The 23,773-nt window shown below is 67.1% G+C and carries 26 protein-coding genes; 16 read left to right on the top strand and 10 right to left on the bottom strand.

Annotated features, from left to right (window positions below; all coding sequences use genetic code 11):
* Nucleotides 1-16: 16 nt before the first annotated feature.
* On the bottom strand, nt 17-2,479 hold the full coding sequence (gene ponA2 / locus J3E61_RS06830) for a transglycosylase/D,D-transpeptidase PonA2 (protein ID WP_210083040.1): 2,463 nt from the start codon (nt 2,477-2,479) through the stop codon (nt 17-19).
* Nucleotides 2,480-2,780: 301 nt separating this feature from the next.
* On the opposite strand from ponA2, the gene J3E61_RS06825 reads away from it, so the two are divergent.
* On the top strand, nt 2,781-3,137 hold the full coding sequence (locus J3E61_RS06825) for a WhiB family transcriptional regulator (protein WP_192724497.1): 357 nt from the start codon (nt 2,781-2,783) through the stop codon (nt 3,135-3,137).
* On the opposite strand, the gene J3E61_RS06820 is transcribed toward J3E61_RS06825, so the two are convergent.
* On the bottom strand, nt 3,134-4,276 hold the full coding sequence (locus tag J3E61_RS06820; RefSeq protein ID WP_210083039.1) for an ArsA family ATPase: 1,143 nt from the start codon (nt 4,274-4,276) through the stop codon (nt 3,134-3,136). The genes J3E61_RS06825 and J3E61_RS06820 overlap by 4 nt on opposite strands.
* Nucleotides 4,276-5,295 carry an ArsA family ATPase gene (locus tag J3E61_RS06815; protein ID WP_192724495.1) on the bottom strand — a complete coding sequence of 340 codons (1,020 nt, stop codon included), beginning with the start codon at nt 5,293-5,295 and terminating at the stop codon, nt 4,276-4,278. The genes J3E61_RS06820 and J3E61_RS06815 overlap by 1 nt, the downstream gene beginning before the upstream one ends.
* 48 nt (nt 5,296-5,343) lie before the next feature.
* Between J3E61_RS06815 and J3E61_RS06810 the strand changes: the two genes are divergently transcribed.
* From J3E61_RS06810 to J3E61_RS06800, 3 genes are read left to right on the top strand one after another with little or no spacing between them, the layout of a single operon-like run.
* On the top strand, nt 5,344-5,505 hold the full coding sequence (locus J3E61_RS06810; RefSeq protein ID WP_014817956.1) for a DUF4177 domain-containing protein: 162 nt from the start codon (nt 5,344-5,346) through the stop codon (nt 5,503-5,505).
* Nucleotides 5,502-5,957, top strand: coding sequence for a RidA family protein (locus tag J3E61_RS06805; protein WP_192724494.1), 456 nt, complete (start codon nt 5,502-5,504; stop codon nt 5,955-5,957). Before J3E61_RS06810 ends, J3E61_RS06805 begins: the two co-directional genes overlap by 4 nt.
* Nucleotides 5,954-6,730, top strand: a complete 777-nt coding sequence (locus tag J3E61_RS06800; RefSeq protein ID WP_210083038.1) for an MBL fold metallo-hydrolase — start codon at nt 5,954-5,956, stop codon at nt 6,728-6,730. Before J3E61_RS06805 ends, J3E61_RS06800 begins: the two co-directional genes overlap by 4 nt.
* A 12-nt stretch (nt 6,731-6,742) precedes the next feature.
* Here the strand turns inward: J3E61_RS06800 and crp are convergent, their stop codons facing one another.
* The gene (crp, locus tag J3E61_RS06795; protein ID WP_041312815.1) at nt 6,743-7,417 is read right to left on the bottom strand and encodes a cAMP-activated global transcriptional regulator CRP; all 675 of its coding nucleotides are present in this window, start codon (nt 7,415-7,417) and stop codon (nt 6,743-6,745) included.
* A 102-nt stretch (nt 7,418-7,519) separates the two neighbouring features.
* Nucleotides 7,520-7,852 (bottom strand): hypothetical protein, encoded by a 333-nt coding sequence (locus J3E61_RS06790; RefSeq protein WP_210083037.1) that lies wholly within the window; start codon nt 7,850-7,852, stop codon nt 7,520-7,522.
* A 222-nt stretch (nt 7,853-8,074) separates the two neighbouring features.
* Here J3E61_RS06790 and nth point away from each other — a divergent pair, with 222 nt between their 5' ends.
* The 4 genes from nth to marP are packed head-to-tail and all read left to right on the top strand — an operon-like array spanning nt 8,075 to nt 11,388.
* Nucleotides 8,075-8,755: an endonuclease III gene (gene nth / locus J3E61_RS06785; RefSeq protein ID WP_210085460.1), complete on the top strand. Its 681-nt coding sequence runs from the start codon at nt 8,075-8,077 to the stop codon at nt 8,753-8,755.
* A gap of 10 nt (nt 8,756-8,765) precedes the next feature.
* Nucleotides 8,766-9,422: a TlpA family protein disulfide reductase gene (locus tag J3E61_RS06780; protein WP_210083036.1), complete on the top strand. Its 657-nt coding sequence runs from the start codon at nt 8,766-8,768 to the stop codon at nt 9,420-9,422.
* A complete protein-coding gene (locus J3E61_RS06775) occupies nt 9,419-10,201 on the top strand; it encodes a CoA pyrophosphatase (protein ID WP_210083035.1) in 783 nt (260 codons plus the stop codon). The genes J3E61_RS06780 and J3E61_RS06775 overlap by 4 nt, the downstream gene beginning before the upstream one ends.
* Nucleotides 10,198-11,388, top strand: coding sequence for an acid resistance serine protease MarP (gene marP / locus J3E61_RS06770; RefSeq protein WP_192724489.1), 1,191 nt, complete (start codon nt 10,198-10,200; stop codon nt 11,386-11,388). Before J3E61_RS06775 ends, marP begins: the two co-directional genes overlap by 4 nt.
* On the opposite strand, the gene J3E61_RS06765 is transcribed toward marP, so the two are convergent.
* On the bottom strand, nt 11,385-12,329 hold the full coding sequence (locus J3E61_RS06765) for an alpha/beta hydrolase (RefSeq protein WP_210083034.1): 945 nt from the start codon (nt 12,327-12,329) through the stop codon (nt 11,385-11,387). The genes marP and J3E61_RS06765 overlap by 4 nt on opposite strands.
* Entirely contained in the window at nt 12,329-12,838 is a 510-nt protein-coding gene (locus J3E61_RS06760; protein ID WP_192724487.1) for a phage holin family protein, read from the bottom strand. Before J3E61_RS06760 ends, J3E61_RS06765 begins: the two co-directional genes overlap by 1 nt.
* A gap of 132 nt (nt 12,839-12,970) precedes the next feature.
* Between J3E61_RS06760 and J3E61_RS06755 the strand changes: the two genes are divergently transcribed.
* The gene (locus J3E61_RS06755; protein WP_210083033.1) at nt 12,971-13,672 is read left to right on the top strand and encodes a serine protease; all 702 of its coding nucleotides are present in this window, start codon (nt 12,971-12,973) and stop codon (nt 13,670-13,672) included.
* 4 nt (nt 13,673-13,676) lie between these two features.
* On the opposite strand, the gene acs is transcribed toward J3E61_RS06755, so the two are convergent.
* On the bottom strand, nt 13,677-15,623 hold the full coding sequence (gene acs / locus J3E61_RS06750; protein WP_210083032.1) for an acetate--CoA ligase: 1,947 nt from the start codon (nt 15,621-15,623) through the stop codon (nt 13,677-13,679).
* A 78-nt stretch (nt 15,624-15,701) separates the two neighbouring features.
* Between acs and J3E61_RS06745 the strand changes: the two genes are divergently transcribed.
* Nucleotides 15,702-16,448, top strand: coding sequence for an oxidoreductase (locus J3E61_RS06745; RefSeq protein WP_192724484.1), 747 nt, complete (start codon nt 15,702-15,704; stop codon nt 16,446-16,448).
* Between the two features lie 426 nt (nt 16,449-16,874).
* On the opposite strand, the gene J3E61_RS06740 is transcribed toward J3E61_RS06745, so the two are convergent.
* A complete protein-coding gene (locus J3E61_RS06740; RefSeq protein ID WP_192724483.1) occupies nt 16,875-17,732 on the bottom strand; it encodes an HAD-IB family hydrolase in 858 nt (285 codons plus the stop codon).
* A gap of 454 nt (nt 17,733-18,186) precedes the next feature.
* Here J3E61_RS06740 and J3E61_RS06735 point away from each other — a divergent pair, with 454 nt between their 5' ends.
* From J3E61_RS06735 to J3E61_RS06710, 6 genes are all read left to right on the top strand, one after another.
* On the top strand, nt 18,187-19,230 hold the full coding sequence (locus tag J3E61_RS06735; protein WP_210085459.1) for a CpaE-like family protein: 1,044 nt from the start codon (nt 18,187-18,189) through the stop codon (nt 19,228-19,230).
* Entirely contained in the window at nt 19,227-20,393 is a 1,167-nt protein-coding gene (locus J3E61_RS06730; protein ID WP_210083031.1) for a TadA family conjugal transfer-associated ATPase, read from the top strand. Before J3E61_RS06735 ends, J3E61_RS06730 begins: the two co-directional genes overlap by 4 nt.
* A complete protein-coding gene (locus J3E61_RS06725) occupies nt 20,390-21,172 on the top strand; it encodes a type II secretion system F family protein (RefSeq protein ID WP_210083030.1) in 783 nt (260 codons plus the stop codon). Before J3E61_RS06730 ends, J3E61_RS06725 begins: the two co-directional genes overlap by 4 nt.
* Complete coding sequence (locus tag J3E61_RS06720; RefSeq protein ID WP_210083029.1) at nt 21,169-21,738, top strand: type II secretion system F family protein; 570 nt, start codon at nt 21,169-21,171, stop codon at nt 21,736-21,738. The genes J3E61_RS06725 and J3E61_RS06720 overlap by 4 nt, the downstream gene beginning before the upstream one ends.
* A 29-nt stretch (nt 21,739-21,767) precedes the next feature.
* Nucleotides 21,768-21,971 carry a DUF4244 domain-containing protein gene (locus tag J3E61_RS06715; RefSeq protein ID WP_210083028.1) on the top strand — a complete coding sequence of 68 codons (204 nt, stop codon included), beginning with the start codon at nt 21,768-21,770 and terminating at the stop codon, nt 21,969-21,971.
* A 117-nt stretch (nt 21,972-22,088) separates the two neighbouring features.
* Nucleotides 22,089-22,640 carry a flp pilus-assembly TadE/G-like family protein gene (locus tag J3E61_RS06710; RefSeq protein ID WP_210083027.1) on the top strand — a complete coding sequence of 184 codons (552 nt, stop codon included), beginning with the start codon at nt 22,089-22,091 and terminating at the stop codon, nt 22,638-22,640.
* Here the strand turns inward: J3E61_RS06710 and J3E61_RS06705 are convergent.
* Nucleotides 22,637-23,680 carry a DUF5593 domain-containing protein gene (locus J3E61_RS06705; RefSeq protein WP_210083026.1) on the bottom strand — a complete coding sequence of 348 codons (1,044 nt, stop codon included), beginning with the start codon at nt 23,678-23,680 and terminating at the stop codon, nt 22,637-22,639. The two genes, J3E61_RS06710 and J3E61_RS06705, sit on opposite strands and share 4 nt — an antisense overlap.
* Nucleotides 23,681-23,773 lie beyond the last annotated feature (93 nt).

Here is a 23,773-nt window from a genome sequence, read left to right as displayed (position 1 = left end):
CAATTCCACAGCCTGGTCACGGTGGCGGCGGCGCCGGCGGGGGTGGCCCGAGCACGGGAACCGTGATCGGCGGCAGACCAGGAATCTCCACGACGGTCGAACCGATTTCCGGCGGCATGCCAGGTAGGCCAGGAATCGCGCCTGGCGGCGGCGGGGGCGGTGGCGGCGGGATGCCGTTGGAAATCTGGATCGTGATGATCGAACCGGGCACCGTCTGCCCGGCCGGCGACGTGCCGACCACCGCTCCGTACGGCGCGGTGCTGTTGACCGGCGTGGCCTGGTCGGCAACCTGGAAGCCCGCCTCTTTGAGTCGCATGCGCGCGGTGTCCTGGTTCATGCCTGCCACGCTGGGCACCTTGGAGCCCGGCGCCCCGTCGACATAGCGCGGGTCGGTGGGCGGCAACGCAACAGGACCGAAGTTGTCGGCGATCGGCTTCATCGCAGTGAACCAGGTGCGCGCAGGCTCGTTGCCGCCGTACAGGTTCCCAGAACCGCACTGCCGCAACGGGAATGAACACAGGTCGCCCGGCGTGGTCGAGTCGTCGTAGATGTAGTTCGCGGCCGCGTAGAAGGGCGTGAAGCCTACGAACGCCGATGACCGGTGCGCCTCGGTGGTGCCAGTCTTGCCCGACATCGGCAGATTCCACCCGGCCGAACCGGCGGCAGAAGCGGCGGTGCCGCCGGTGTCGTCCTTGCTCATCGCGTTGGCCAGCGTGTTGGCCAGCCCCTCGGGCACCACCTGCTCACACGTTTCGGTCGTGACGGCAACGTCCTTGCCGGTGCGGTCGATGACCTTGTCGATCGGGTTGGGCGGGCACCAGGTGCCACCCGATGCCAGCGTCGCCGCGACGTTCGACAACTCGAGGGCGTTGACCTCGATGGGGCCCAGCGTGAACGAGCCGAGGTTTTGGCGCTTGACGAAATCGGCCAGGCTTTCGTTGCTCTGCGGGTCGTAGTCGCGTGCCGTGCCGGGCAGGGCGTAGGACCGCATGCCCAGCTTGACCGCCATGTCGACGGTGCGCTGCACGCCGACCTGAGAGATCAGCTTCGCGAACGCGGTGTTGGGTGACTGTGCCAGTGCATCGGTGACGCTCATCTGACCGCGGTAGTTGCCATCGTTCTGCACACACCAGGTCGCAGGTGGGCAGCCCTTGGCGCCGCCGCTGCCGAGGCCCTTGGCCTCGAAGCGGGCCGGGGCGTCGAGCTGCGCGTTGATGCCCATGCCCATGTCCAGCGCGGCGGCCGTCGTGAAGATCTTGAACACCGAGCCTGCGCCGTCGCCGACCAGTGAAAACGGCTGCGGCTGCATGGTTTCCCCGGCTTCGGTGTTCAGGCCGTAGGTGCGATTGCTGGCCATCGCCAGCACCGGATGCGACTGTTTGCCCGGTTTGATCACGCTCATCACGCTGGCGACTCCGTCGAGATCGGGCGCCGCGAGGCTGTCGATCGCCGACTTGACCGGGGTCTGCACGTCGGGGTCGAGCGTGGTCTTGATCATGTAGCCGCCCTTGGCGACCTGCTCCTTGCTGATGCCGGCGCGGGCGAGGTACTCGAGCACGTAGTCGCAGAAGAACGCGCGATCGCCCGCGGCAATGCAGCCTCGAGGCAGCTCGTTGGGCTGCGGCAGGATGCCCAGCGGCTGCTCCTTGGCCGCGCGCAGCTCGTCGGCGTGTTCGGGAAGATTGTCAATCATGGTGTCCAGCACCAGATTTCGACGAGCCAGCGCACCGTCGGGGTTGGTGTACGGGTTCAGCGTGCTCGTCGACTGCACCATGCCCGCCAGCAGCGCGGCCTGCTGCCAGTTCAGTTCGGAGGCGTTGACCCCGAAGTACGTCTGGGCCGCGTCCTGAATTCCGAACGCGCCGTTACCGAACGACACCAGGTTGAGGTAGCGGGTCAGGATCTCCGGCTTGGTGAACGTCTTGTCCAGCGTCAGCGCCATCCGGATCTCACGCAGCTTGCGGGCGGGCGTCGTCTCGACGGCGGCCCGCTTCTCGGCATCGGTCTGCGCGATCACCAGCAGCTGGTAGTTCTTCACATACTGCTGTTCCAGCGTCGACCCGCCGCGGGTGTCGAGGTTTCCGGTCAGGTAGCCCGAAAGGCCGGTGAGCGTGCCCTGCCAGTCCACGCCGTTGTGTTCGGCGAACCGCTTGTCCTCGATCGAGACGATCGCGAGCTTCATCGTGTTGGCGATCTGATCGCTTGGCACCTCGAACCGGCGCTGCGAGTAGAGCCACGCGATGACGTTGCCTTTGGCGTCGACCATGGTGGACACCTGCGGCACCTCACCCTCGACGAGCGCGGCGGAGCCGTTGGCCACTACGTCGGAGGCGCGATTGGATAGCAATCCGAACCCGCCGACGACGGGAAACATCAGCCCGGCAACGACCACGCTGGCCAGAAGGCAGCACCAGGCGAGCTTGATGACCGTAACCGTGACGGGCACGGTCGGTGGTCGGGTCGGTGGCTGCTCCGGCATGCGTACAGAGTAACTAGGGCCTTGAGGGCACAAAATGGCAGTTCATGTCGGTCGATTGCCGGGTTCGCTGGCCGCGCCGACCTGCCGTTGCGTCAATTTTGCAGTCTGACGGCACGGTCGTCCCAAAAAAGTGCCTCCCAGACTGTTGCCAAGAACGCCCCTGACCACCTAAGTTGAGCTAACAGTGCGATGCAGGTCACACTCGACCCTCGCAATGTGGCGTAGATCGCATCAGCGTTCTACACCGGAGGACTACGCCGTCGCTGTGCTAGCTCGGCGGCTTGGAACGAAGGGAACGCTGGTGTCAGCAACGAGGCCCGCCGCGCGGAGGACAACCCCGAACATGTCAGCACACGCCATTGTCCACGGCGCGGAGGCCGAGGCCCGTATTGCTTGGGTATCCCAGGCTCGGTGCCGCCAGGCCGATCCCGATGAGCTCTTCGTCCGCGGTGCCGCACAGCGCAAGGCCGCCGTCATCTGCCGCCACTGCCCGGTGATCCTCGAATGCGGCGCCGATGCACTCGATAACCGCGTCGAATTCGGTGTCTGGGGCGGCATGACCGAACGCCAGCGCCGTGCCCTGCTCAAGCAGCACCCCGAGGTCGTTTCCTGGGCTGACTTCTTCGCCGCCCAACGCAAGCACCGCAGCGCCGTTTAGGCCGTTTCAGTAACTGTTTTCGTCTCGCCGGTGATCTGATCGGCGATGGCCCTCAGTGCCTCGAGGTCGGACACGTCGAACGGCAGCGACGGCACACCCACGATCGCCACGTGCGGGTTGGCGCCGGTGAACCGCGACAGCAGCCGGATTTCACGCTTGGCGGTCATCGCCCGGTCGGCGTGGATGCGCAGCACCGCGGCCGCCAACGAATCGGGATCCTTCTTGTCCAATTCCTCCGCGGCTTCCTCGGCCTTGTCGGCGTGCAGTTCGGTCAACGTGGGGTGGGTGCGGTTGAGAATCAACCCGGCCAGCGGCATGTGTTCCTGCGAGAGCCGATCGATGAAGAACGACGCCTCCCTCAGCGCGTCGGGCTCGGCGGCCGACACCACGACGAACTGCGTGCCGCGTCGCTTGAGGAGCTCGTAGGTGCGGTCGGCCTTCTCCCGGAAGCCGCCGAACGTCGCGTCCAGTGACTGCACGAAAGAGGCTGCGTCGGAAAGCATTTGCGAGCCAAGCACGGTGGACAAGGCACGCATGGCAAGTCCCATTGCGCCCGTCACCAGCTTGCCGATGCCGCGCCCCGGGCCGAGTAGCAGCTTCCAGAGACGGCTATCCATGAAGCCGCCCAAGCGTTTTGGCGCGTCCAGGAAGTCCAGTGCGTTGCGCGACGGCGGAGTATCGACGACGACGAGATCCCACTTGTCTTGGGCGAGAAGCTGACCCAGCTTCTCCATCGCCATGTACTCCTGCGTGCCTGCAAGCGAAGTGGCCACCGTCTGATAGAACTGGTTGTCCAGAATCTCCTGTGCGCGGTCGCGTCCGGAGTACTGGATCACCATTTCGTCGAACGTCCGGCGCATGTCGAGCATCATCGCGTGCAACTCGCCGGGCACCTCGGGGGCAAGCGGTACCCGCTGCGGGGTATTGCCCAGATCCTTGATGCCAAGTGCCTGGGCCAGTCGCCTGGCCGGGTCGATGGTCAGCACGACGACGGTGCGGCCGTATTCGGCCGCCCGCAACGCCATTGCCGCCGCGGTGGTGGTCTTGCCGACGCCGCCCGCGCCACAGCACACCACGACGCGGTTGGAGGTGTCGGTCAGGATCGAGCCCATATCGAGGGCCGGCGGTGTGGTGCTCATCATCGAACCCCCTGGTGGGCAAGCGCTTCGGCCAGCTCGTAGAGGCTGCCGAGATCGACCCCGTCAGCGATCTGCGGCAACTCCAGCCGCGCGACGTCGAGGGCGTCGAGCTGCTCGGCACTCTCAGCACGCGCCGTGATCCGTGTCGCGTGCTGGATGGTCTCGGTCAACAGACCGGCAAACTCACTGTCGGGCAACGTGATTCCGACACTTTCCAGTCCGGTGCGCACCGCGTCGGCATCGATGTCTCCCTCGGCGGCTTTGGCCAGATCGTCTGCCGGCAGATAGGCGGGGATGTTGCGGTTGACGATCACGCTGCCGATCGGCAGTTCCAGTTCCCGCAATTCCTCGATGGCCTCGATGGTCTCCTGGATGGGCAGCGCTTCCAACAGGGTGACCAGGTGGATCGCGGTGAGGTCGGAGTGCAGCACCTTGACCACGCTCTCGGCCTGCGAATGCACCGGTCCGCCCTTCGCGAGATCCGATACCGCCTTGGTGACGTCGAGGAACCGGGCGATGCGGCCCGTCGGTGGGGAGTCGACCACGACGGCGTCGTAGACGGGTTGCTTACCCTTCTCGGCGCGGGTGACGATCTCGCGGATCTTGCCGGTGAGCAGCACGTCGCGCAGGCCAGGCGCGATCGTCGTCGCGAACTCGACGGCCCCGATCCGACGCATCGCGCGGCCTGCGAGGCCGAGGTTGTAGAACATGTCGAGGTATTCGAGGAAGGCCGCCTCGGTGTCGATCGCGAGCGCATTCACGGTGCCGCCGCCGTCGGCAGTGGCGATCTTCACCTCCGCGTACGGCAGCGGTGGCACGTCGAACAGCTGCGCAATGCCTTGGCGCCCTTCGACTTCCACCAACAGCACGCTGCGTCCGCCTGCGGCCAGAGCCAACGCCAGCGAGGCCGCGATCGTCGACTTGCCGGTGCCGCCCTTGCCGGTGACGAAGTGCAGCCGCGCCTTTGTCAGGCGAGACGGCCAGCCGACCGGTCTACCGCTGTTCGCTGAGGTAGCCACACCTGCATGCTAGCTGGGAGGAAATCGGTGACCGATAAGCTCAGCCACATGAGCGAACCGACCCGTTGGGAATACGCCACCGTCCCGCTGCTGACGCACGCGACGAAGCAGATCCTCGACCAGTGGGGTGAGGATGGTTGGGAACTGGTGTCGGTGCTGCCGGGGCCGACGGGCGAGCAGCACGTCGCCTATCTGAAACGTCCGAAATGACCGCATCAGAACGGCTCGCCGAGCTGGGCATCGAGCTTCCGGACGTGGTCCCGCCTGCAGGTGCTTATGTGCCCGCGGTGCGCACCGGCAACCTGGTCTACACCGCGGGCCAGCTGCCGATGCAGGGCGGCAAGCTGCCGCAAACCGGCAAGGTCGGCGGCGAGGTGACCCCCGAGGAGGCCAAGGCGCTGGCGCGCACGTGCGCACTCAACGCATTGGCCGCCGTGCATTCGCTGGTCGGCATCGACAGCGTCACCCGCGTCGTCAAGGTCGTCGGATTCGTCGCATCCGCGCCGGGCTTCAACGGTCAACCCGGCGTCATCAACGGAGCCTCGGAGCTGCTCGGTGAGGTGTTCGGCGATGCGGGCAAGCACGCCCGCTCGGCGGTCGGGGTTTCGGAACTACCGATCGACACGCCCGTCGAGGTTGAGATCATCGTCGAGGTGTCGTGAGCCTCGAGCATCCCGCGTACGGGCTGCTCAGACCGGTCACCGACACGGCGTCGGTGCTGCTGTGCAACAACCCGGGCTTGATGACGCTGGATGGCACCAACACCTGGGTACTGCGCGGACCGGGTAGCGACGAGATGGTGGTCGTCGACCCGGGACCCGACGACGATGAGCACATCGCGAAGATCGCCGAACTCGGCAAGATCCCGCTGGTGCTGATCAGCCACAAACACGAAGACCACACCGAGGCCATCGACAAGATCGTCGACCGTACCGGCGCGGTGGTCCGCTCCGTCGGCAGCGGCTTCCTGCGCGGCCTCGGCGGTCCGTTGGCCGAGGGTGAGGTCATTGACGCGGCCGGCCTGCGCATCACGGTGATGGCGACGCCGGGACATACCGCCGACTCGGTGTCTTTCCTGCTCGACGATGCGGTGCTGACCGCGGATACGGTGCTCGGCCGCGGCACCACCGTCATCGACAACGAAGACGGCAGCCTCGGCGACTATATGGAGTCGCTGCGCCGGCTGCACGGCCTTGGCCATCGCACCGTGCTGCCCGGCCACGGGCCCGACCTCGACGACCTCGAAGCCGTCAGCGCGATGTACCTGACACACCGTGAAGAGCGACTCGACCAGGTGCGCGGCGCGCTCCGTGCACTCGGCGACGACGCCACGGCGCGACAGATCGTCGAGCACGTCTACACCGACGTCGACGAAAAGCTATGGGACGCAGCCGAATGGAGTGTCCAGGCGCAACTGGACTACTTACGTTCCTGAAATCGCAAGGAGCTAGCGGGCGCGGCGGGCCAGCCGCTCCGAGTCGGAGATCAACACGCTCTTGCCCTCCAAGCGAATCCAGCCGCGGTGGGCGAAATCGGCGAGCGCCTTGTTGACCGTCTCGCGGGATGCGCCGACCAACTGCGCGATCTCTTCCTGCGTCAGATCGTGCGTCACGCGAAGCGCGCCGCCCTCCTGTGTGCCGAACCGCTGCGCCAACTGCAGCAGTTGCTTGGCCACGCGGCCGGGCACGTCGGTGAAGATCAGATCGGCCAGGTTGTTGTTGGTGCGACGAAGGCGGCGGGCCAGGACTCGCAGCAATTGCTCGGCGATCTCAGGACGGTCGGCGATCCACGCCCGCAGCGCGTCGCGGTCCATCGACACCGCGCGTACCTCGGTGATGGTTGTCGCGCTCGACGTCCGCGGCCCCGGGTCGAAGATCGACAGCTCGCCGAACATGTCCGATGGACCCATGATCGTGAGCAGATTCTCGCGACCGTCGGGCGAACGGCGGCCGATCTTGACCTTGCCCGAAATGATGATGAACAGCCGATCGCCTGGCTCTCCCTCGGCGAACACCGTGTGTCCGCGCGGAAAGTCGACGGGCTGTAGTTGCTTGGTCAGCGCGGATACGGCGCTGGGTTCGACCCCCTGGAAGATTCCGGCCCTCGCCAGGATCTCGTCCACGTTGCCCCTCTTAAGCTGTTGGGTGATATGACATGCGCCAGCCGACCTCTTACTGGTTAGCGAAATCAGTCTAGAGGTACGGCCCGCCGCGACTAGCCCACGCTACACACGATTGGCATGTCGAGTCGGCTGAAATTCAGGATTGGCTCGATGATGCATGACCAGCCGATTTGGCAAACTTGACATCTCGCGAGCGGCTGGCGCAGTGGCCAGTGTCCATTCCTGTTCGCCCAATCGCTTATGCAGGCCGTCGAGCGCGCTGCCCATGCCTTCCCGCGCCAGCGTGTTGACGTCATCAGCCTCGGCTTGGTCGAGAAACTCGGCTACGTCGGCAGCGGAGACGGCATCGTTTTCGAGATTCGATTCGAGTCGCTGCAGCCCGAATGTCGCCAGCATCAGCAACGCCGGGATAAACGCAGCGAGCAACCAAGACACAAGGGTGAAGTAAACACTGCGAAGGTCTCAGCGGGATCACGAAATGTAACCGGTCCGCACCGGTATCCGCCGGGCGCGTCGTACCCGCTGCGTAGGCTGACATTCGTGACCGTTGGCCAGACTTCAGCCGATAAGACCACCCCCGCCAAGGCGCCTCGGCGTGCGTCGGCGCGCAAGTGGGACAACGAGACCCGCGTCGGGCTCGTTCGCCGGGCTCGCAGGATGAATCGCACACTGGCGCAAGCGTTTCCGCATGTCTACTGTGAGCTGGACTTCACCAATCCGCTGGAACTGACGGTGGCGACCATATTGTCGGCGCAAAGCACCGACAAGCGCGTCAACCTCACCACGCCCGCGCTGTTCAAGCGCTACCGCACCGCACTCGATTACGCGCAGGCCGACCGCACCGAGCTCGAAGAGCTGATCCGGCCGACTGGTTTCTACCGCAACAAGACCACCTCGCTGATGCGGCTCGGTCAGGAGTTGGTCGAGCGCTTCGACGGCAACGTCCCCGACACCATCGAGGAACTGGTGACGCTGCCCGGCGTCGGCCGCAAGACCGCCAACGTCATCCTCGGCAACGCGTTCGACATTCCGGGGATCACCGTGGACACCCACTTCGGTCGGCTGGTGCGCCGGTGGCGGTGGACCGCCGAAGAGGACCCGGTCAAGGTCGAGCACGCCGTCGGCGAGCTGATCGAGCGCCCGGAGTGGACGCTGCTGAGCCACCGGGTGATCTTCCACGGCCGCCGCGTTTGTCATGCGCGGAAGCCCGCCTGCGGGGTGTGCGTGCTGGCCAAGGACTGCCCGTCCTTCGGCGCGGGGCCCACCGACCCGCTGATCGCAGCGCCGCTGGTCAAGGGTCCGGAGACCGAGCACCTGCTCGCGATGGCCGGCCTCTAACCTGCTGCAGATGAGGACGTCGACCCGGTGGACCGTTGCGGTGCTGGTCGTCGTGGTCGCGCTGGGCGTCGCGTTGTGGATGCAACTGGATGACGACGGTTCGCCGACAGGGTCGCTGGGGCAGGGACAGCCTCGCGACCGTCGCGACGCCGACACCGCCCAAGCCCTCGCAGGCCCGCGCGCACGCGCCGACCTGCCGCCGTGTCCTGTCGGCAACGGGCAAGGGCCTCAGCCGTTGCGCGGCATCACCCTCGAATGCGCGGGCGACGGTGTGAGCGTCGAGGTGGCCAAGGCTGTCGCAGGCCGCACGACGATCCTCAATCTCTGGGCCTACTGGTGTGCGCCATGTGCCAAGGAACTGCCCGCGATGGCCGAATACCAACGCCGCGTCGGACCCAGCGTCACCGTGCTCACGGTGCACCAGGACGAGAACGAGGAAGCCGCATTGCTGCGACTGGCCGACCTCGGGGTGCGGCTGCCGACGCTGCAGGACGGACGCAGGCTGGTGGCCGCCGCGTTGCGGGTACCCAACGTGATGCCCGCGACCGTGGTGCTGCGCTCGGACGGTAGCGTTGCCGAAGTCCTGCCGAGGTCATTCGCCAGCGCCGACGAGATCGCCGCGGCGGTGGAACCGGCGGTCGGCCAGAAGACAGGAGTGCCGGGGTGAGTTGGGGCAGCGCACCGGGGCAGCTGACCCCTGACGCGGCCCCGATCTGGTTGAAGCCCCTGACCGACAACTGTGGCCACGTGAAGCGGGCCTATCGCAGGCGGGTGCCTGCCGAGATGCTGGCGCTGCTCACCGCGGCCAACGCCAAGGCGGCGATCACGGGGCAGAAGCGTGACGCGGCGGTGCTGGTGCTGTTCTCCGGCCCTCCGGACTCGCCGACCGGCGGCCTGCCCGACGACGCCGACCTGCTGCTCACGGTGCGTGCCTCCACGCTTCGCCACCACGCAGGTCAGGCCGCGTTCCCCGGTGGGGCGGCCGACCCCGGCGACGACGGACCTGTGCACACCGCGCTGCGCGAAGCCAACGAGGAAACCGGCATCGACACCAGCCTGCTGCGCCCGCTGTGCACCCTGGAGCGGATGTTCATCCCGCCATCGGGGTTCCACGTGGTGCCGGTCCTGGCATATTCACAGGATCCGGGGCCAGTGGCGGTGGTCAACGAAGCAGAGACCGCGATCGTCGCGCGGGTGCCGGTGCGGGCGTTCATCAACCCCGAAAACCGAATCATGGTGTACCGCAAGGAAAATGGCCGCCACTTCGCGGGCCCGGCCTTCCTGCTCAACGAGATGCTGGTGTGGGGCTTCACCGGTCAGGTGATCTCGGCCATGCTCGACGTCGCCGGCTGGGCCACGCCATGGAACACCGACGATGTTCGAGAACTCGACGACGCAATGGCGCTCGTCGGGCACGAGGGCAGCTACGGTGATGCACAACAATGACATCGTCACAGTGGCTTGACCTCGCCGTCCTCGCGATCGCGTTCGTTGCCGCCATCTCCGGATGGCGCTCCGGCGCACTCGGCTCCCTGCTGTCATTCGTCGGCGTCGTGCTCGGCGCGGTCGCAGGCGTGCTGCTGGCGCCGCACATCGTCACGCACATCAGCGGCCCCCGCACCAAGCTGTTCGTCACGCTGTTCCTGATCCTCGCGCTGGTGGTGATCGGTGAGATCGCCGGTGTGGTACTGGGCAGGGCGGTGCGGGGTGCGCTGCGCAACCGCACGCTGCGCACGTTCGACTCGATCATCGGCGTCGGCCTGCAGTTGATCGCGGTGCTGGTCGCGGCCTGGATGCTCGCGACCCCGCTGACGTCGTCGGACCAGCCCAACCTGGCGGCCGCCGTGCGCGGCTCGAAGGTGCTCGCCCAGGTCGACGAGGTGGCACCCAGTTGGCTGAAGTCCGTGCCGACTCGGCTGTCGGCGCTGTTGGATACGTCGGGTCTGCCCGACGTGCTCTCCCAGTACGGCCGCACCCCGATCATCGCCGTCGACGCTCCCGACGCAGCGCTGGCCAATGACGCCGTCGTGACCGCCAGCCGGCCCAGTGTCGTGAAGATCCGCGGCGTGGCGCCCAGCTGTCAAAAGGTGTTGGAGGGAACCGGTTTCGTGGTCGGACCGAACCGCGTGATGTCGAATGCGCACGTGGTCGCCGGCTCAGACAGCGTCACCGTCGAGGTCGACGGACAGACCTACGACGCAAGCGTGGTCTCCTATGACCCCGAAGCCGACATCTCGATACTCGACGTGCCGAACCTGCAGTCAGCGCCGCTGGAATTCGTCCAGGGTGGCGCACCGACGGGCACCGACGCGATCGTGATGGGTTACCCCGGCGGTGGCGACTTCGTCGCGACACCTGCCCGTGTTCGCGAGATCATCGAGCTCAACGGACCCGACATCTATCGCACCGCCACCGTCACCCGCGAGGTGTACACCATCAGAGGCACTGTGCGGCAAGGAAATTCGGGTGGGCCGATGCTTGACCGCAGCGGCAAGGTGCTCGGTGTGGTGTTCGGCGCAGCCGTCGACGACGCCGACACCGGCTTCGTGTTGACCGCGAAGGAAGTCTCCCGCCAGATGGCGAAGATCGGCAACACGCAACGCGTTCCGACCGGCGCCTGCGTCGGCGGCTAGCGGTACACCTGCGCCAAGAACCGCGACAGCTGCTCGTTGACCAGCTCTGGTGCTTCCTCGTGGCCGTAATGCCCTGCGCCTGCGATGGATACGTAGCGGCCGTGCGGGGCGTAGCGCTGAGTGCGGTACACCGGATCGGCCAGCACGTAGGGGTCGGCGTCCCCGCGAAGGTGCAGCACCGGCACCGGCAACGGGCGTTTCATCGACCGCATGAAGCGCCTGCCCTCGCCGCGCAATTGGCTGCGTACCGCCCAGCGCTGATACTCCAGCGCCGAATGCGCCGCCGAGGGAATCTGGATGGCCCGTCGCATATGCCGAATCGTCTCCGAGAAGTCTTCGCAGGCTTGCCATTTGCCGCTGGCACGGCTGCGCACCAAGCGTTCCAGCTCCTCGGCGTCGTGGCGGGTCAACGACCGCTCCGGCCAGATCGGAACCTGGTAGCGCAGCATCGACGGCATCAGTGCCCTGCCCTGGTCGCGGCGGGTCAGCGCGGAGGCCCGCAGCGCGACGGGATGCGGCGAGCTCACCACCGCGATCGCGCGCACCATCCGCGGATGCAGCACAGACGTGGCCCAACACACCAGCCCGCCGTCGGCATGGCCGACCAGCGTCGCGGACTTGTGGCCGAGTGCTCGGACCAGGCCCGCGGTGTCGCCGGCAAGCGTCCAGCCGTCGTAGCCGCGGGGCGGTTTGTCGGTGCCGCCGTAGCCCCGCAGGTCGACCGCGACCACTCTGGCACCGGTCAGGCCGCGCAATTGGTGCCGCCACGACCACCAGAACGAGCCGAAGCCGTGCAGCAGGATCACCAGCGGGCGATCCGTGATCGGACCCGTATCGGCCGACTCCGCTTCCGTGACGTGGAAGCGAATCCCGTTGGCGTGCACCTCGAGATGACGCCAGGGACCGTCGATGCGCACCACCGACGGGTCGGGTGGGGCCACTACCAGCCTGACGGATCGGTCGCCAGAGGTTTGCCGTCACCATTGGGCGACGAGGTCAGCGCCTTGTCATGGCCCGGGGTGAGGGCCTCGCGGGTTTCCTTCACCGACTCGATGGTCTGCTGCGGCCCGCGGATGCGTCGCACCTTCAGGTAGCCGAACAACGCAAGGACGCCGGTGACGACGAGCATCAGGGCGAACACGATCAGGAACGCAACCCACCGCCACAGCCAGGTGTCCAGCAACTCGGCGAGGAAGAAGAAGAAAAAGAACGTGGAGTAGAACAGCACCACCAGCGCCAGGATGAAGAACACGCTGCCGGTGAGGCCCTTTTTGACGTCCCGCGTGATCTCGGCCTTGGCGAGTTCGACCTCCGCCCGCACCAGCGTCGACACCTGGGCCGTCGCATCCTTCACGAGGTCACCGATGGACGGATTTTCCTTGGGCGCATGCGGGTCGACCAGCGGTATCGAGGTCACAGTCGTCGGCACGCCATCCCTGCGATCACTCACGGAACATTTCCTCCCCGCATCACGGTGTCAGTCGCGTTCATGTTGCCACGTGCCGTCCATGGAAACGATCCCGGCCGACGTTAGACTGGCCCGGTTGATCGGTCGGGCGGCACATCGATGGGGGTTGAGAAGTTGAGGACCAGCGTCCGCTGCCTGACTGTTTCTGCGGTGGTCGTGGCGCTGTTCGCGCTGCTGCTGCCGTCCGCGCACGCCGACGGGCTGGTACCCCTGGGCGGCGGTTCTGGCATCGTGATCGAAGGCGACACATTCTGCACGCTCACCGCGATCGGCAGCGACAACCGCGGCAACCTCATCGGCTTCACCTCGGCGCACTGCGGAGGTCCGGGCGAGCAGGTGTCCGCCGAAGGCGCTGAAGCGGCGGGCGTGCTGGGCACCATGGTCGCGGGCAATGACACGCTCGACTATGCGGTCATCCAGTTCGACCCGCAGAAGGTGCAACCGGTCAACAACGTCAAGGGTTTCCAGATCGACGGCCTTGGGCCCGATCCGGTATTCGGCGACATCGCATGCAAACTCGGTCGCACGACAGGTTATTCGTGCGGTGTGACGTGGGGGCCCGGTGATCAGCCAGGCACGATCGTCAACCAGGTCTGCGGCCAGCCCGGCGATTCCGGCGCGCCGGTCACCGTCAACAACCGGCTGGTCGGCATGATCCACGGCGCATTCAGCGAGGATTTGCCGACGTGCGTCGTCAAGTACATACCGCTGCACACGCCTGCGGTGACCATGTCGTTCAGCACCCAGTTGGCAGACATCACCGCCAAGAACCGACCGGGCTCGGGGTTCGTCCCGGTCGGTGCCGCCGCGGCCTGATTGGCTACTTGCTGGCCCGGATCGCCTCAAACACGCTGGGGTCCACCAACGTTGAGGTGTCGCCGAGTTCGCGGCCCTCCGCCACGTCACGCAGCAGCCTGCGCATGATCTTGCCGCTGCGGGTCTTCGGCAACTCCGGCACGACGTGAATCTCGCGGGGCCGGGCGATCTTTCCGATCTCCTTGGCGACCTGTTCGCGGAGCTCCTCGACCATGTTGTCGTTGTCCTTGGCGTGCGACTCGAGTATGACGAACGCGCAAATGCCTTGTCCCGTCGTCTCATCCGACGCACCGACCACCGCTGCTTCGGCGACACCGGAGTGTCCGACCAACGCCGATTCCACTTCGGTGGTGGAGATGCGGTGGCCCGACACGTTCATCACGTCGTCGATGCGGCCCAGCAGCCAGATCGAACCGTCGGAGTCCACGCGTGCCCCGTCGCCCGCGAAGTACCAGCCTTTGTCGGCGTAACGCGACCAGTACGTTTCCTTGTACCGCTCCGGGTCGCCCCAGATGCCGCGCAGCATCGACGGCCATGGCTGATCGAGCACCAGGTAGCCGGTCACGTGTTCGGCCTCGTCGGCACCGGGCACCAACTCGTTGCCCTCCTCGTCGACGATCTTTGCCGAGATGCCCGGCAATGGTTTCATCGCCGACCCCGGCTTGGCCGCCGTGACGCCGGGGAGCGGTGAGATCATGATCGCGCCGGTCTCGGTCTGCCACCACGTGTCGACGACCGGAGTTCTGTTGCCGCCGAACGCATCCCGATACCAGCGCCACGCCTCCGGGTTGATCGGCTCACCAACGCTGCCCAGCAGGCGCAGACTGGACAGGTCATGAGCGTCGGGGATCTCGCGACCCCACTTCATGAACATCCGGATCAGCGTCGGCGCCGTGTAATAGATGGTGACGCCATACTTTTCGATGACCTCGAAATGCCGATGCTCATTCGGGCTGTTCGGCGTTCCCTCGTAGACCACCTGCGTGCACCCGTTCGACAGGGGCCCGTAGACGATGTAGGTGTGGCCGGTGACCCAGCCGATATCGGCCGTGCACCAATACACATCGGTCTCCGGCTTGACGTCGAACACGTTGTAGTGGGTGTACGACGACTGGGTCAGATACCCGCCGGAGGTGTGCATGATGCCCTTGGGCTTGCCGGTGGTTCCCGATGTGTAGAGCAGGAACAGCGGGTGCTCGGAGTCGAACGCCTCGGGCGTGTGCTGGTCCGAGGCGGTGTCCACAGTGTCGTGCCACCACAGGTCGCGGCCCTCGGTCCATGGCGTGTCAATTCCGGTGCGGCGCACCACAAGAACGTGCTCAACAGACTTCTGCCCGTCGCAGGCTTCGTCGACCGCCTCCTTGAGCGACACCGCCTGCCCGCGGCGGTACTGGCCGTCGGCCGTGATGACCAGCTTGGCCTCTGCGTCCTCGATCCGGGCGGCAAGCGCCGTCGAGGAGAAGCCGGCGAACACCACCGAATGCAGCACACCCAGCCGCGCGCACGCCAGCATCGCGACGATCGCCTCCGGCAGCATCGGCAGGTAGATCGCGACGCGGTCGCCCGCGACGAGCCCGAGTTCGGTAAGCGCATTGGCGGCCTTGCTCACCTCGGCGAGCAGGTCTGCGTACGTCAGCTCGCGGCTGTCGCCGGGCTCGCCCTCCCATTTGATCGCCACCCGATCGCCGTTGCCCGCCTCGACGTGTCGGTCCACGCAGTTGTAGGCGACGTTGAGCCTGCCGCCGACAAACCATTTCGCGACCGGGGCCTCCGACCAGTCGAGCACGTCGTCGAACGGGGTGTCCCAGAACAGCCGGTTGGCCTGCTCCGCCCAGAACGCCAGCCGGTCGGCCTCGGCCGCGTGGTACAGCTCGTCGGTCGCATTGGCCTGCGCAGCGAACTCGGAGGACGGTGGGTAGACGGAGTGAACTTCGGTGTGCGCGTCGGACATATCTGTGAGGGTAGTCACCGAACGTTGCACTGAGGTTGGCAAGTCACAGCTCGGCGGGTAGCAGTAGCCTGGGCTGCCGTGACTGATCCGCTGGCCCCGCTGGCCGACCTGCCCGGTGTGGCCGCGGCCGGCGAGGAAGCCCGTGAGGCGCTGGGCCGCGCTCACCGCCACCGCACGAATCTGCGGGGCTGGCCTGCGACGGCCGCCGAGGCGTCGCTGCGGGCGGCGCGTGCCTCTTCGGTGCTCGACGGCGGCTCACTTCAGCTGTCCGAGGCCGGTGAGCCGGATCCGGTGTTGGCGGGGGCACTTCGCGTCTCGGAGGCACTGGAGGGCGGCGCGACGTCGCTGATCGGCGTTTGGCAGCGCGCTCCGCTGCAAGCCATCGCGCGACTGCATGCGTTGGCAGCTGCCGACCTCGTCGACGATGACCGGTTGGGCCGGCCACGCGGCGACGAGCAGGTCGGCACGCGGCTGGCCTTGTTGGCCGACATCGTGACGGGCGGGACCCAGGTGCCTGCCACGGTCCTGGCCGCGGTCGTCCACGGTGAGCTGCTCACGCTCGAGCCGTTCGGCGTCGCCGATGGTGTGGTGGCCAGAGCGGTTTCGCGGCTGGTGACCATCGCCAGCGGGCTGGACCCACACGGCCTCGGCGTGCCGGAGGTGTATTGGATGCAGCGCTCCGGCGATTACCGGGCCGCCGCGCGTGGCTTCTCGTCCGGCACACCCGACGGTCTGACCGCCTGGCTGGTGTTGAGTGCCAAGGCGTTGCATGCGGGTGCGCGCGAGGCACTTTCGATCGCGCAAGGCGCGTCGGCGCAGACCTGACGTGACGGCCCCAGCAACGCGAAGCGGGCGACGCTCCGAACTGATTCGGCTCGCCGCCCGCTAGCACGGACTCCGGTTACCAAGCGTGCTTTGTGGGTTGCGTGGGTTGACCTCGGCGTCCTTGCGATGCGCTTCGACTGCAACCCCACCCAAGGGGCCGTCGTGGCCGTCCGCTCTTCGCAATTACGCAGGCCCGCAACACTTTTACCTATTCCGCGGTATGTGCTCCGCGTGGGTGCCGGGATCCGTGCTGGAAAGTCCGGTTCGGGAGATCGAGCCTTCTCTTCCGGCTCGGTCTTGGCCTCCCCAGGCTTCCGTGCTTCCTTTGTACTCCGTGACCCTCGTCACATCAAGGGCCAAACGCCGGTGACTCGGGATCGTTACAAGCCCGCGCCAGCTACTTGCTCTTTTGGACGAAGCCGCGCCTTAAAACGCGAACCGGCGCAGCAACGAATACGTCAGCGCGCCTGCCGCCAGGGCGCTGACTCCGACGGCCGCGGTGGTTGCGACGGCCGCGCCGGACGGGGCCGGGATGCGGTCGCGCAAAGACACCGGTTTGGAGAAGGTGAGCACCGGCCAATCCCGTGCGGCGGCTTCTTTGCGCAGTGCGCGATCCGGGTTCACCACAGTCGGGTGTCCGACGGTGCCGAGCATCGGCAGATCGGTGATCGAGTCGGAGTAGGCGTAGCAATGTTCGAGCGCGTAGCCCTCGCGGGCCGCGAGCTGACGAATCGCCTCCACCTTGCCCTCGCCGTAGCAGTAGAACGCGATCTCGCCCGTGTAGCGGCCGTCCTCGACGACCATCCGGGTTGCCATCGCGTGGGTGGCGCCAAGCGCCCGCGCGATCGGCGCGACGATCTCCTCGCCAGATGCCGAGACCACGACGACGTCGCGGCCACAGATTTTGTGGTCGGCGATCAGGTCGGCCGCTTCGGCGAACACCAGCGGGTCGACGATGTCGTGCAGCGTTTCGCCGACGATCGACTTCACCTGCTCGACGTCCCATCCGGTGCACATGTTCGTCACGTAGGACCGCATTCGGTCCATTTGGTCGTGATCGGCACCCGACATCAAGAACAGGAACTGCGCATAGGTCGACTTGAGGACCGCACGCCGATTGATTAGCCCCTGATCGAAGAAAGGTTTGCTGAAAGCCAATGTGCTGGATTTGGCGATGACGGTCTTATCAAGATCGAAGAACGCAGCGGTCCGAACGGGTTTGCCAGCCATTGTTGGTGTTTGCCGCGCAATCAACCCGTCGGCCCTGGGCTCCGGTGCGGTCACAGCGCCAGCATAGGGGTGGACGCGTGACAACTGGCGACAGAGTGTACAAATTGGCAGTTCACGACAGGTGCCGGTAACTGCAGTCTTTCCTGCTATCGGGTGCTTTCTCTGGCAAGCAGCACTTGCGCCGATCCGCTATGGCGTGTGTATAGTGAGCATTACTCGGCTTATGCCGGGTGTGCATCAGCCCGACCCCCCGGGGCTGATACACGACGACCTCCGCCTCCTCCCCCCCTGGCGGGGGTCGTCCCTTTTGTGGGGGCTTTTCGCATCCGGGACAGCTAATCCACGCCGCATTAGTTGCGGAATGCGATTTTCACTAGGTACATACCAAACGGTTTGTTTGGTCTGTCCCCAGATTCGCATTCATCCACAGATGCCGTCGCAGCGATGGCCGGACGTCGTCAGCCGCCTGCAAGCTGAGGTCATGACCGCAACCAACGGGGTCTTGGCGCTGGTAGGCGACCCCGAACTTCGAGACGACGTCGACCGAGTCGCGGCAGCCGCCGGACTGCCGGTCGTCCACTCGACGGAGCCGCCGGGCCGCAACGCGTGGACGGGCGCTGCCGCCGTATTGGTGGATGTTGACGCCGCCCGGCGCTGCGCGGATCGAGCACTGCCGCGGCGCAGCCGAGTGATTCTGGTCGTCGGCTCCGAGCCAGCGGCGAGCGATTTCCAGGCCGCGATCGCGGCCGGCGCGCAGCGAGTCGTGATGCTGCCTGCTCATGACGGCGAGTTGATGAGCGAACTCTCCGACGCCGCCGACGCCTCCCGTGAGGAGGGCAGACGCGGCGCGATAGTCGCAGTGATGGCGGGTCGCGGCGGGGCAGGGGCCTCGGTTCTTGCGACCGCGTTGGCACAGTCGGCGACAACGAATTGCGACGCGCTGCTCATCGATGCCGATCCATGGGGCGGTGGCATCGACCTCGTCGCCGGATGTGAAGGCGAGACCGGCCTGCGCTGGCCGGACCTGGCGTTGCAGGGTGGCCGGTTGAGCTATCCGGCGTTGCGGGACGCATTGCCGCAACGAAACGGGGTGTGCGTGCTGTCGGGCAGCCGCGTCGGCAGCGACATCGAGGCCGCTCCGCTGGCCGCGGTGGTCGAGGCGGGCAGTCGCGGCGGAGCGACCGTGATCTGCGACCTGCCCCGGCGGTCGACGGGCGCGGTGGAGACCGTGCTCGACGCGGCCGACCTCGTCGTCGTGGTCGCTCCCGCCGACGTGCGGTCGTGTGCTGCTGCGGCGGCGCTCGCGCCGTGGGTGTCGGCGGCCAATCCAAACGCCGGCGTGGTGGTGCGTGGCCCCTCGCCGGGCGGTCTGCGCTCTACCGACGTCGCGCGGATCGTCGGGTTGCCCCTGTTGGCCGCGATGCGCGCGCAGCCGGGGGTGGCAGACGTGCTGGAGCGGGGCGGGTTGCAGTTGCGACGGCGATCGCCACTGGCTGCCGCGTCGCGGCGCGTCCTGGGAATGCTGCACCAGCGTCGGCAGGCACCCGGATGAGCGCGTCCCTGATCGACCGCGTGCGCGAACGGCTGGCCGCCGAGTCGGCACCGCTGCGGCCCAACGTGGTGGCCGCCGCCATTCGCGCCGAGTCAGGAGGAGTGCTCGGCGACTCCGAAGTGCTGAGCAGCTTGCGGGTGCTTCAGACCGAGCTCACCGGGGCTGGCATCCTCGAGCCGCTGCTGACTGCGGAAGGCACCACCGACGTGCTCGTCACGGCGCCGGATGCGGTCTGGGTTGACGACGGAAACGGGTTGCGCCGCAGCGAAATTCGATTCACCGACGAAGCCGCGGTGCGACGGCTGGCGCAGCGTCTGGCGCTGGCGGCAGGTCGGCGCCTCGACGAGGCGCAACCGTGGGTCGACGGCCAATTGACGGGGCTCGGTACCGGCCGGTTCAGCGTGCGGCTGCACGCAGTGTTGCCGCCGATCGCTGACGGCGGCACGTGCCTGTCGCTGCGGGTGCTGCGGCCCGCTACTCAGGATCTGGCCACGCTTGCCGACTCCGGTGCGATCGCACCGGACGCGGCCGAGTTGCTCAGGGACATCATCGCGGCGCGGTTGGCGTTCCTCATCTCCGGCGGGACGGGTGCGGGCAAGACGACCCTGTTGGCCGCGGTGTTGGGCGCGGTTGCCGCCGACGAACGCATCGTTTGCGTGGAGGATGCGGCCGAACTCGCGCCTGCCCATCCGCATTTGGTCAAGCTGGTTGCGCGGTGTGCCAACGTCGAAGGCGTCGGCGAGGTGACTGTCCGCGATCTGGTCCGGCAGGCGCTGCGGATGCGACCGGACCGGATCGTGGTCGGCGAGGTTCGCGGCGCCGAGGTGGTGGATCTGCTCGCTGCCCTCAACACCGGCCACGACGGGGGCGCGGGCACCGTGCATGCCAACAACCCTGCTGAGGTGCCCGCACGGCTGGAGGCCCTCGCTGCTCTGGGCGGGCTGGACCGCGCCGCGTTGCACAGCCAACTGGCCGCGGCGGTGCAGGTGGTGTTGCACGTCAGTCGTGACCGAACGGGCGTGCGGCGACTGACCGAGATCGCGGTGCTTGACCGCACCGACGACGGCAGGGTCAGGGTCGTGACCGCTTGGCGGGCCGACACTGGATTTGGTTGCGGGAGAGATGCTTTGACGCTGTTGTTGCGCGGCCGGGGGGTGCTGTGAGTGCCGCACTGCTGTCGCTGGCAGCAGCGCTACTGATCCTGCCCGCGCCGACGCGTGGCAGGCTCGATGTGCTCGGTTTCGCGGTGACGCGGCGACGCCGGCCGCCGGTATTGCCGTGCGCAGGCGTGGCGGCGGCGTTGGCGGTCGTGCTGCCCGCCGGTCTCGTTGCCGCCACGGCGATCCTCGGTGTCACGTGGTGGGTCCGGAGGCGGCGGCGTATCCGGGAGAAGCGGCGAGCGGCCGAATCCGCTGCGCTGCAGGGCGCATTGGAAGTCCTCGTCGGCGAACTGCGCGTCGGCGCGCATCCGGTTGCCGCGTTCGGTGTCGCCGCCTCAGAGGTCGACGGCCCGGTCGCGGAGTCGATGCGAGCGGTAGCGGCGCGTGCCCGACTCGGCGCCGACGTCCCCGCGGGCCTGCGTAGCGTGTCCGCGGGCTCGGCGCTGCCTGCGCATTGGGAGCGGCTCGGCGTCTGCTGGCAACTCGCCCAGGACCACGGCCTGTCGATCGCGCCGTTGATGCAGACCGCACACCGGGATGTCGTCGAACGCGAGCAGTTCGCGGCAAGGGTCGATGCCGGGCTGACCGGCGCGCGAACCACTGCCTTCGTGCTGGCCGGGCTGCCGCTCCTCGGTGTCGGCCTTGGCGAGTTGATCGGCGCGGCACCGTTGAGCTTCCTGTTGTCCGGCGGCGTCGGCGGCTGGTTGTTGGTCATCGGCGTCGCGCTGGTGTGCGTGGGCATGCTCTGGTCGGATCGGATCACCGCGCAGGCAACGATATGAGTTGGGCCGCAATGCTTTTGGCTGCCGCGCTGATGCTGGCCACCGATTCCCGGCCCAGGATGCGCGCGGGATTGCAGGTCGTCCGACGCCGGTCGACGCCGGCGCGCATCGATGACCCGTTGGCCGCCGCGTCTAGTCTCGACGTGCTCGCGGCGTGCCTGCGCTCGGGCATGGCCGTAGCGACGGCCGCGTCGGCGACCGCGCCGTCTGCGCCGGCCGCACTGGCGGACGCGCTCGGCCGTGCCGCCGACCTGTTGGCGCTGGGCGCCGAACCGGCGACGGCGTGGACGAACGCAACTGGGCCCGACGACAAGACAGTCGACGCGTTGTTGCGGCTCGCCAGGCGGTCGGCAGCGTCGGGAGCGGCTTTGGCCCAAGGAGTGGCCGACCTGGCCGACCAGTCACGCCATGAGGCGGCCGCCACGGCGACCGCTGCCGCGGAGCGGGCGTCGGTGTTGATCGCAGGGCCGCTGGGTCTGTGCTATCTGCCGGCATTCGTGTGCTTGGGCATTGTGCCCGTGGTCGCCGGGTTGGCCGGCGATGTACTGGGGTCGGGAATTCTGTGACGGCCGACGAGAAATGAGGGGAAAGCACGATGGTAGGCAACAAGATTCGCATGCTGTGGGCGCGGCTGACGTTGTTGGCCACCGACGACGACGGGATGTCGACGGTGGAGTACGCGATCGGCACCATCGCCGCGGCGGCGTTCGGGGCGATCCTCTACACGGTCGTCACCGGCGACTCGATCGTCAGTGCGTTGACCAACATCATCAACCGGGCGTTGAACACCAACGTCTAGCGGATGAGGCCGGGGGCGTCACGGTTGAGGCGGCCTTCGCGATCGCGGCCCTGGTCGTCGTTCTCACGCTGTGCGTGTCGGGACTCACCGCGGTGTCGATGCAGGTGCGTTGTGTCGATGCCGCACGGGAGGCCGCCCGCCTCGCCGCGCGTGGCGACGACGGTTCGGCCGCCGTTGCCGCGCAACGCATTGCGCCGGACGGGGCGGCCGTGCAGCTGCGGCGCGACGGGGAACTGGTCGTGGCCAGTGTCACGGCGCGATCGCCGCTGCTGCCGGGCGTCACGATCGCAGCCGACGCCGTCGCCGCGCTCGAGCCTGGTATGCGCTGAGCACGGCTCGGCTTCGCTGGTGGCCGTCGCGATGATGGCCGTGTTGTTGGCGCTCACCGTGGGTGGGGTGTACGTCGGGTCGACGGTGGTGGCGCGTCATCGGGCGCAGGGCGCCGCCGACCTGGCCGCGCTTGCGGCCGCCGCGCACCTTGCCGATGGCAGCGCCGAGGCCTGCGTGCACGCAGCGTCGTTGGCGCGCGCCATGCACACGACCGTCACGCAGTGCGCCGTCGAGGACCTCGATGTGATCGTCACTGTCGACGCCGCTGTCGCACTCGGCAGGTTCGGCGTCGGCCCGGCCCGCGCAACCGCGAGGGCTGGACCGGTCGAGACCGGCTAGCGGAGGGCCGCCTCGTCAATGTCGTCGAGGCCGGCCGCGGCGATCTCGGCGTCGGTCGGAATACGCAGCGTCGCCAACCCCGCGTAGATGTCCTCCTCGAGTTGCACCCGGTTGACGGTCACGTGCACCGGCGTCCAGCCGCCGCCGTTGGCCACCATCCGCAGCACGCCCGAGGCTGTCCCTGTCGGCACGAATTCGCTTGCCATCTTTGACATCTGACGGCGATCAGCAGGATGCACCGCGTGGTCTCCAGTCATGCTGGCACGCCAGTCGAAGAACGGCACGGGGTCGTCCAGCCACTTCAGCAGCGTCCAGTTGTTCAGATCGACCATGCACCGATACACGCCCGGTCGCGAGAGGCTGTCGAGAATGCGCTGCGCCAGGTAATCGCGCGGGGTGGCCGTTTCCTCGCGCACGCTTCGCCAGTTCATCGCGCGGCAGATCAACCGTTCACTGCCGTCGTCCTGACTCTCCTGACGCACGCGGGACACGAACCCGATGGTGATTGGTTCCCCCTGGTAATCCGTGACGTCCCAGGTGCTGGAAAACGCCATACCCACTTCGGGTTTGATCGCCATGGACAGCACCTTGGCTTCGCTTGGATTGAGGTCGCGGCGGGGCAGATCGTCGGCGAACGCCCTGCCGTGGGTCGGCGCCTTCTCGGGATCCCATCCGCTGTTCCACAGCGACTCCGGGGTATCGGTCGCGGTCCCGCTCGTCAGGTCCCAGAGCAACGGTCCGGGGACCGGCCGTGCGGGCGCTTCGAGGTCCGGCGGACCGATCCACAAATGGACACCGTGTATTAACCCGTCGGACATCTTGACAATTTCAGTACGGATTACGCGGTCGTTCTTCGGGGTGATGCTGCTCAGGCCGACACCGGCGCGCACGGTTTCACCGATGGCACTCTGTATCGCCATCAGGTGTGGGTTTCGCCTCAAGAACGCGCTGATTGGAACGAGATTCTTGGTTCGAGGACCTTGTGCGACCACGGCGGGCTCGCTGCCCAGTGTTTCCACGAGCAGCCAGTCGTGGGTCATGGCGGCATTTTAGCCGTCGGCCTCACAGCTATCCGCCAGGTGAGCCGTCTACGGATTCCGCAAATCTGTGCAGCTAGGAGGTCACAGCGCGGT

This window comes from Mycobacterium sp. OAE908 (assembly GCF_017872775.1).
Taxonomy (GTDB): Bacteria; Actinomycetota; Actinomycetes; order Mycobacteriales; family Mycobacteriaceae; genus Mycobacterium.
Note: the sequence above shows the minus strand (reverse complement) of the source record. Positions and strands in the feature narration are given on the sequence as shown.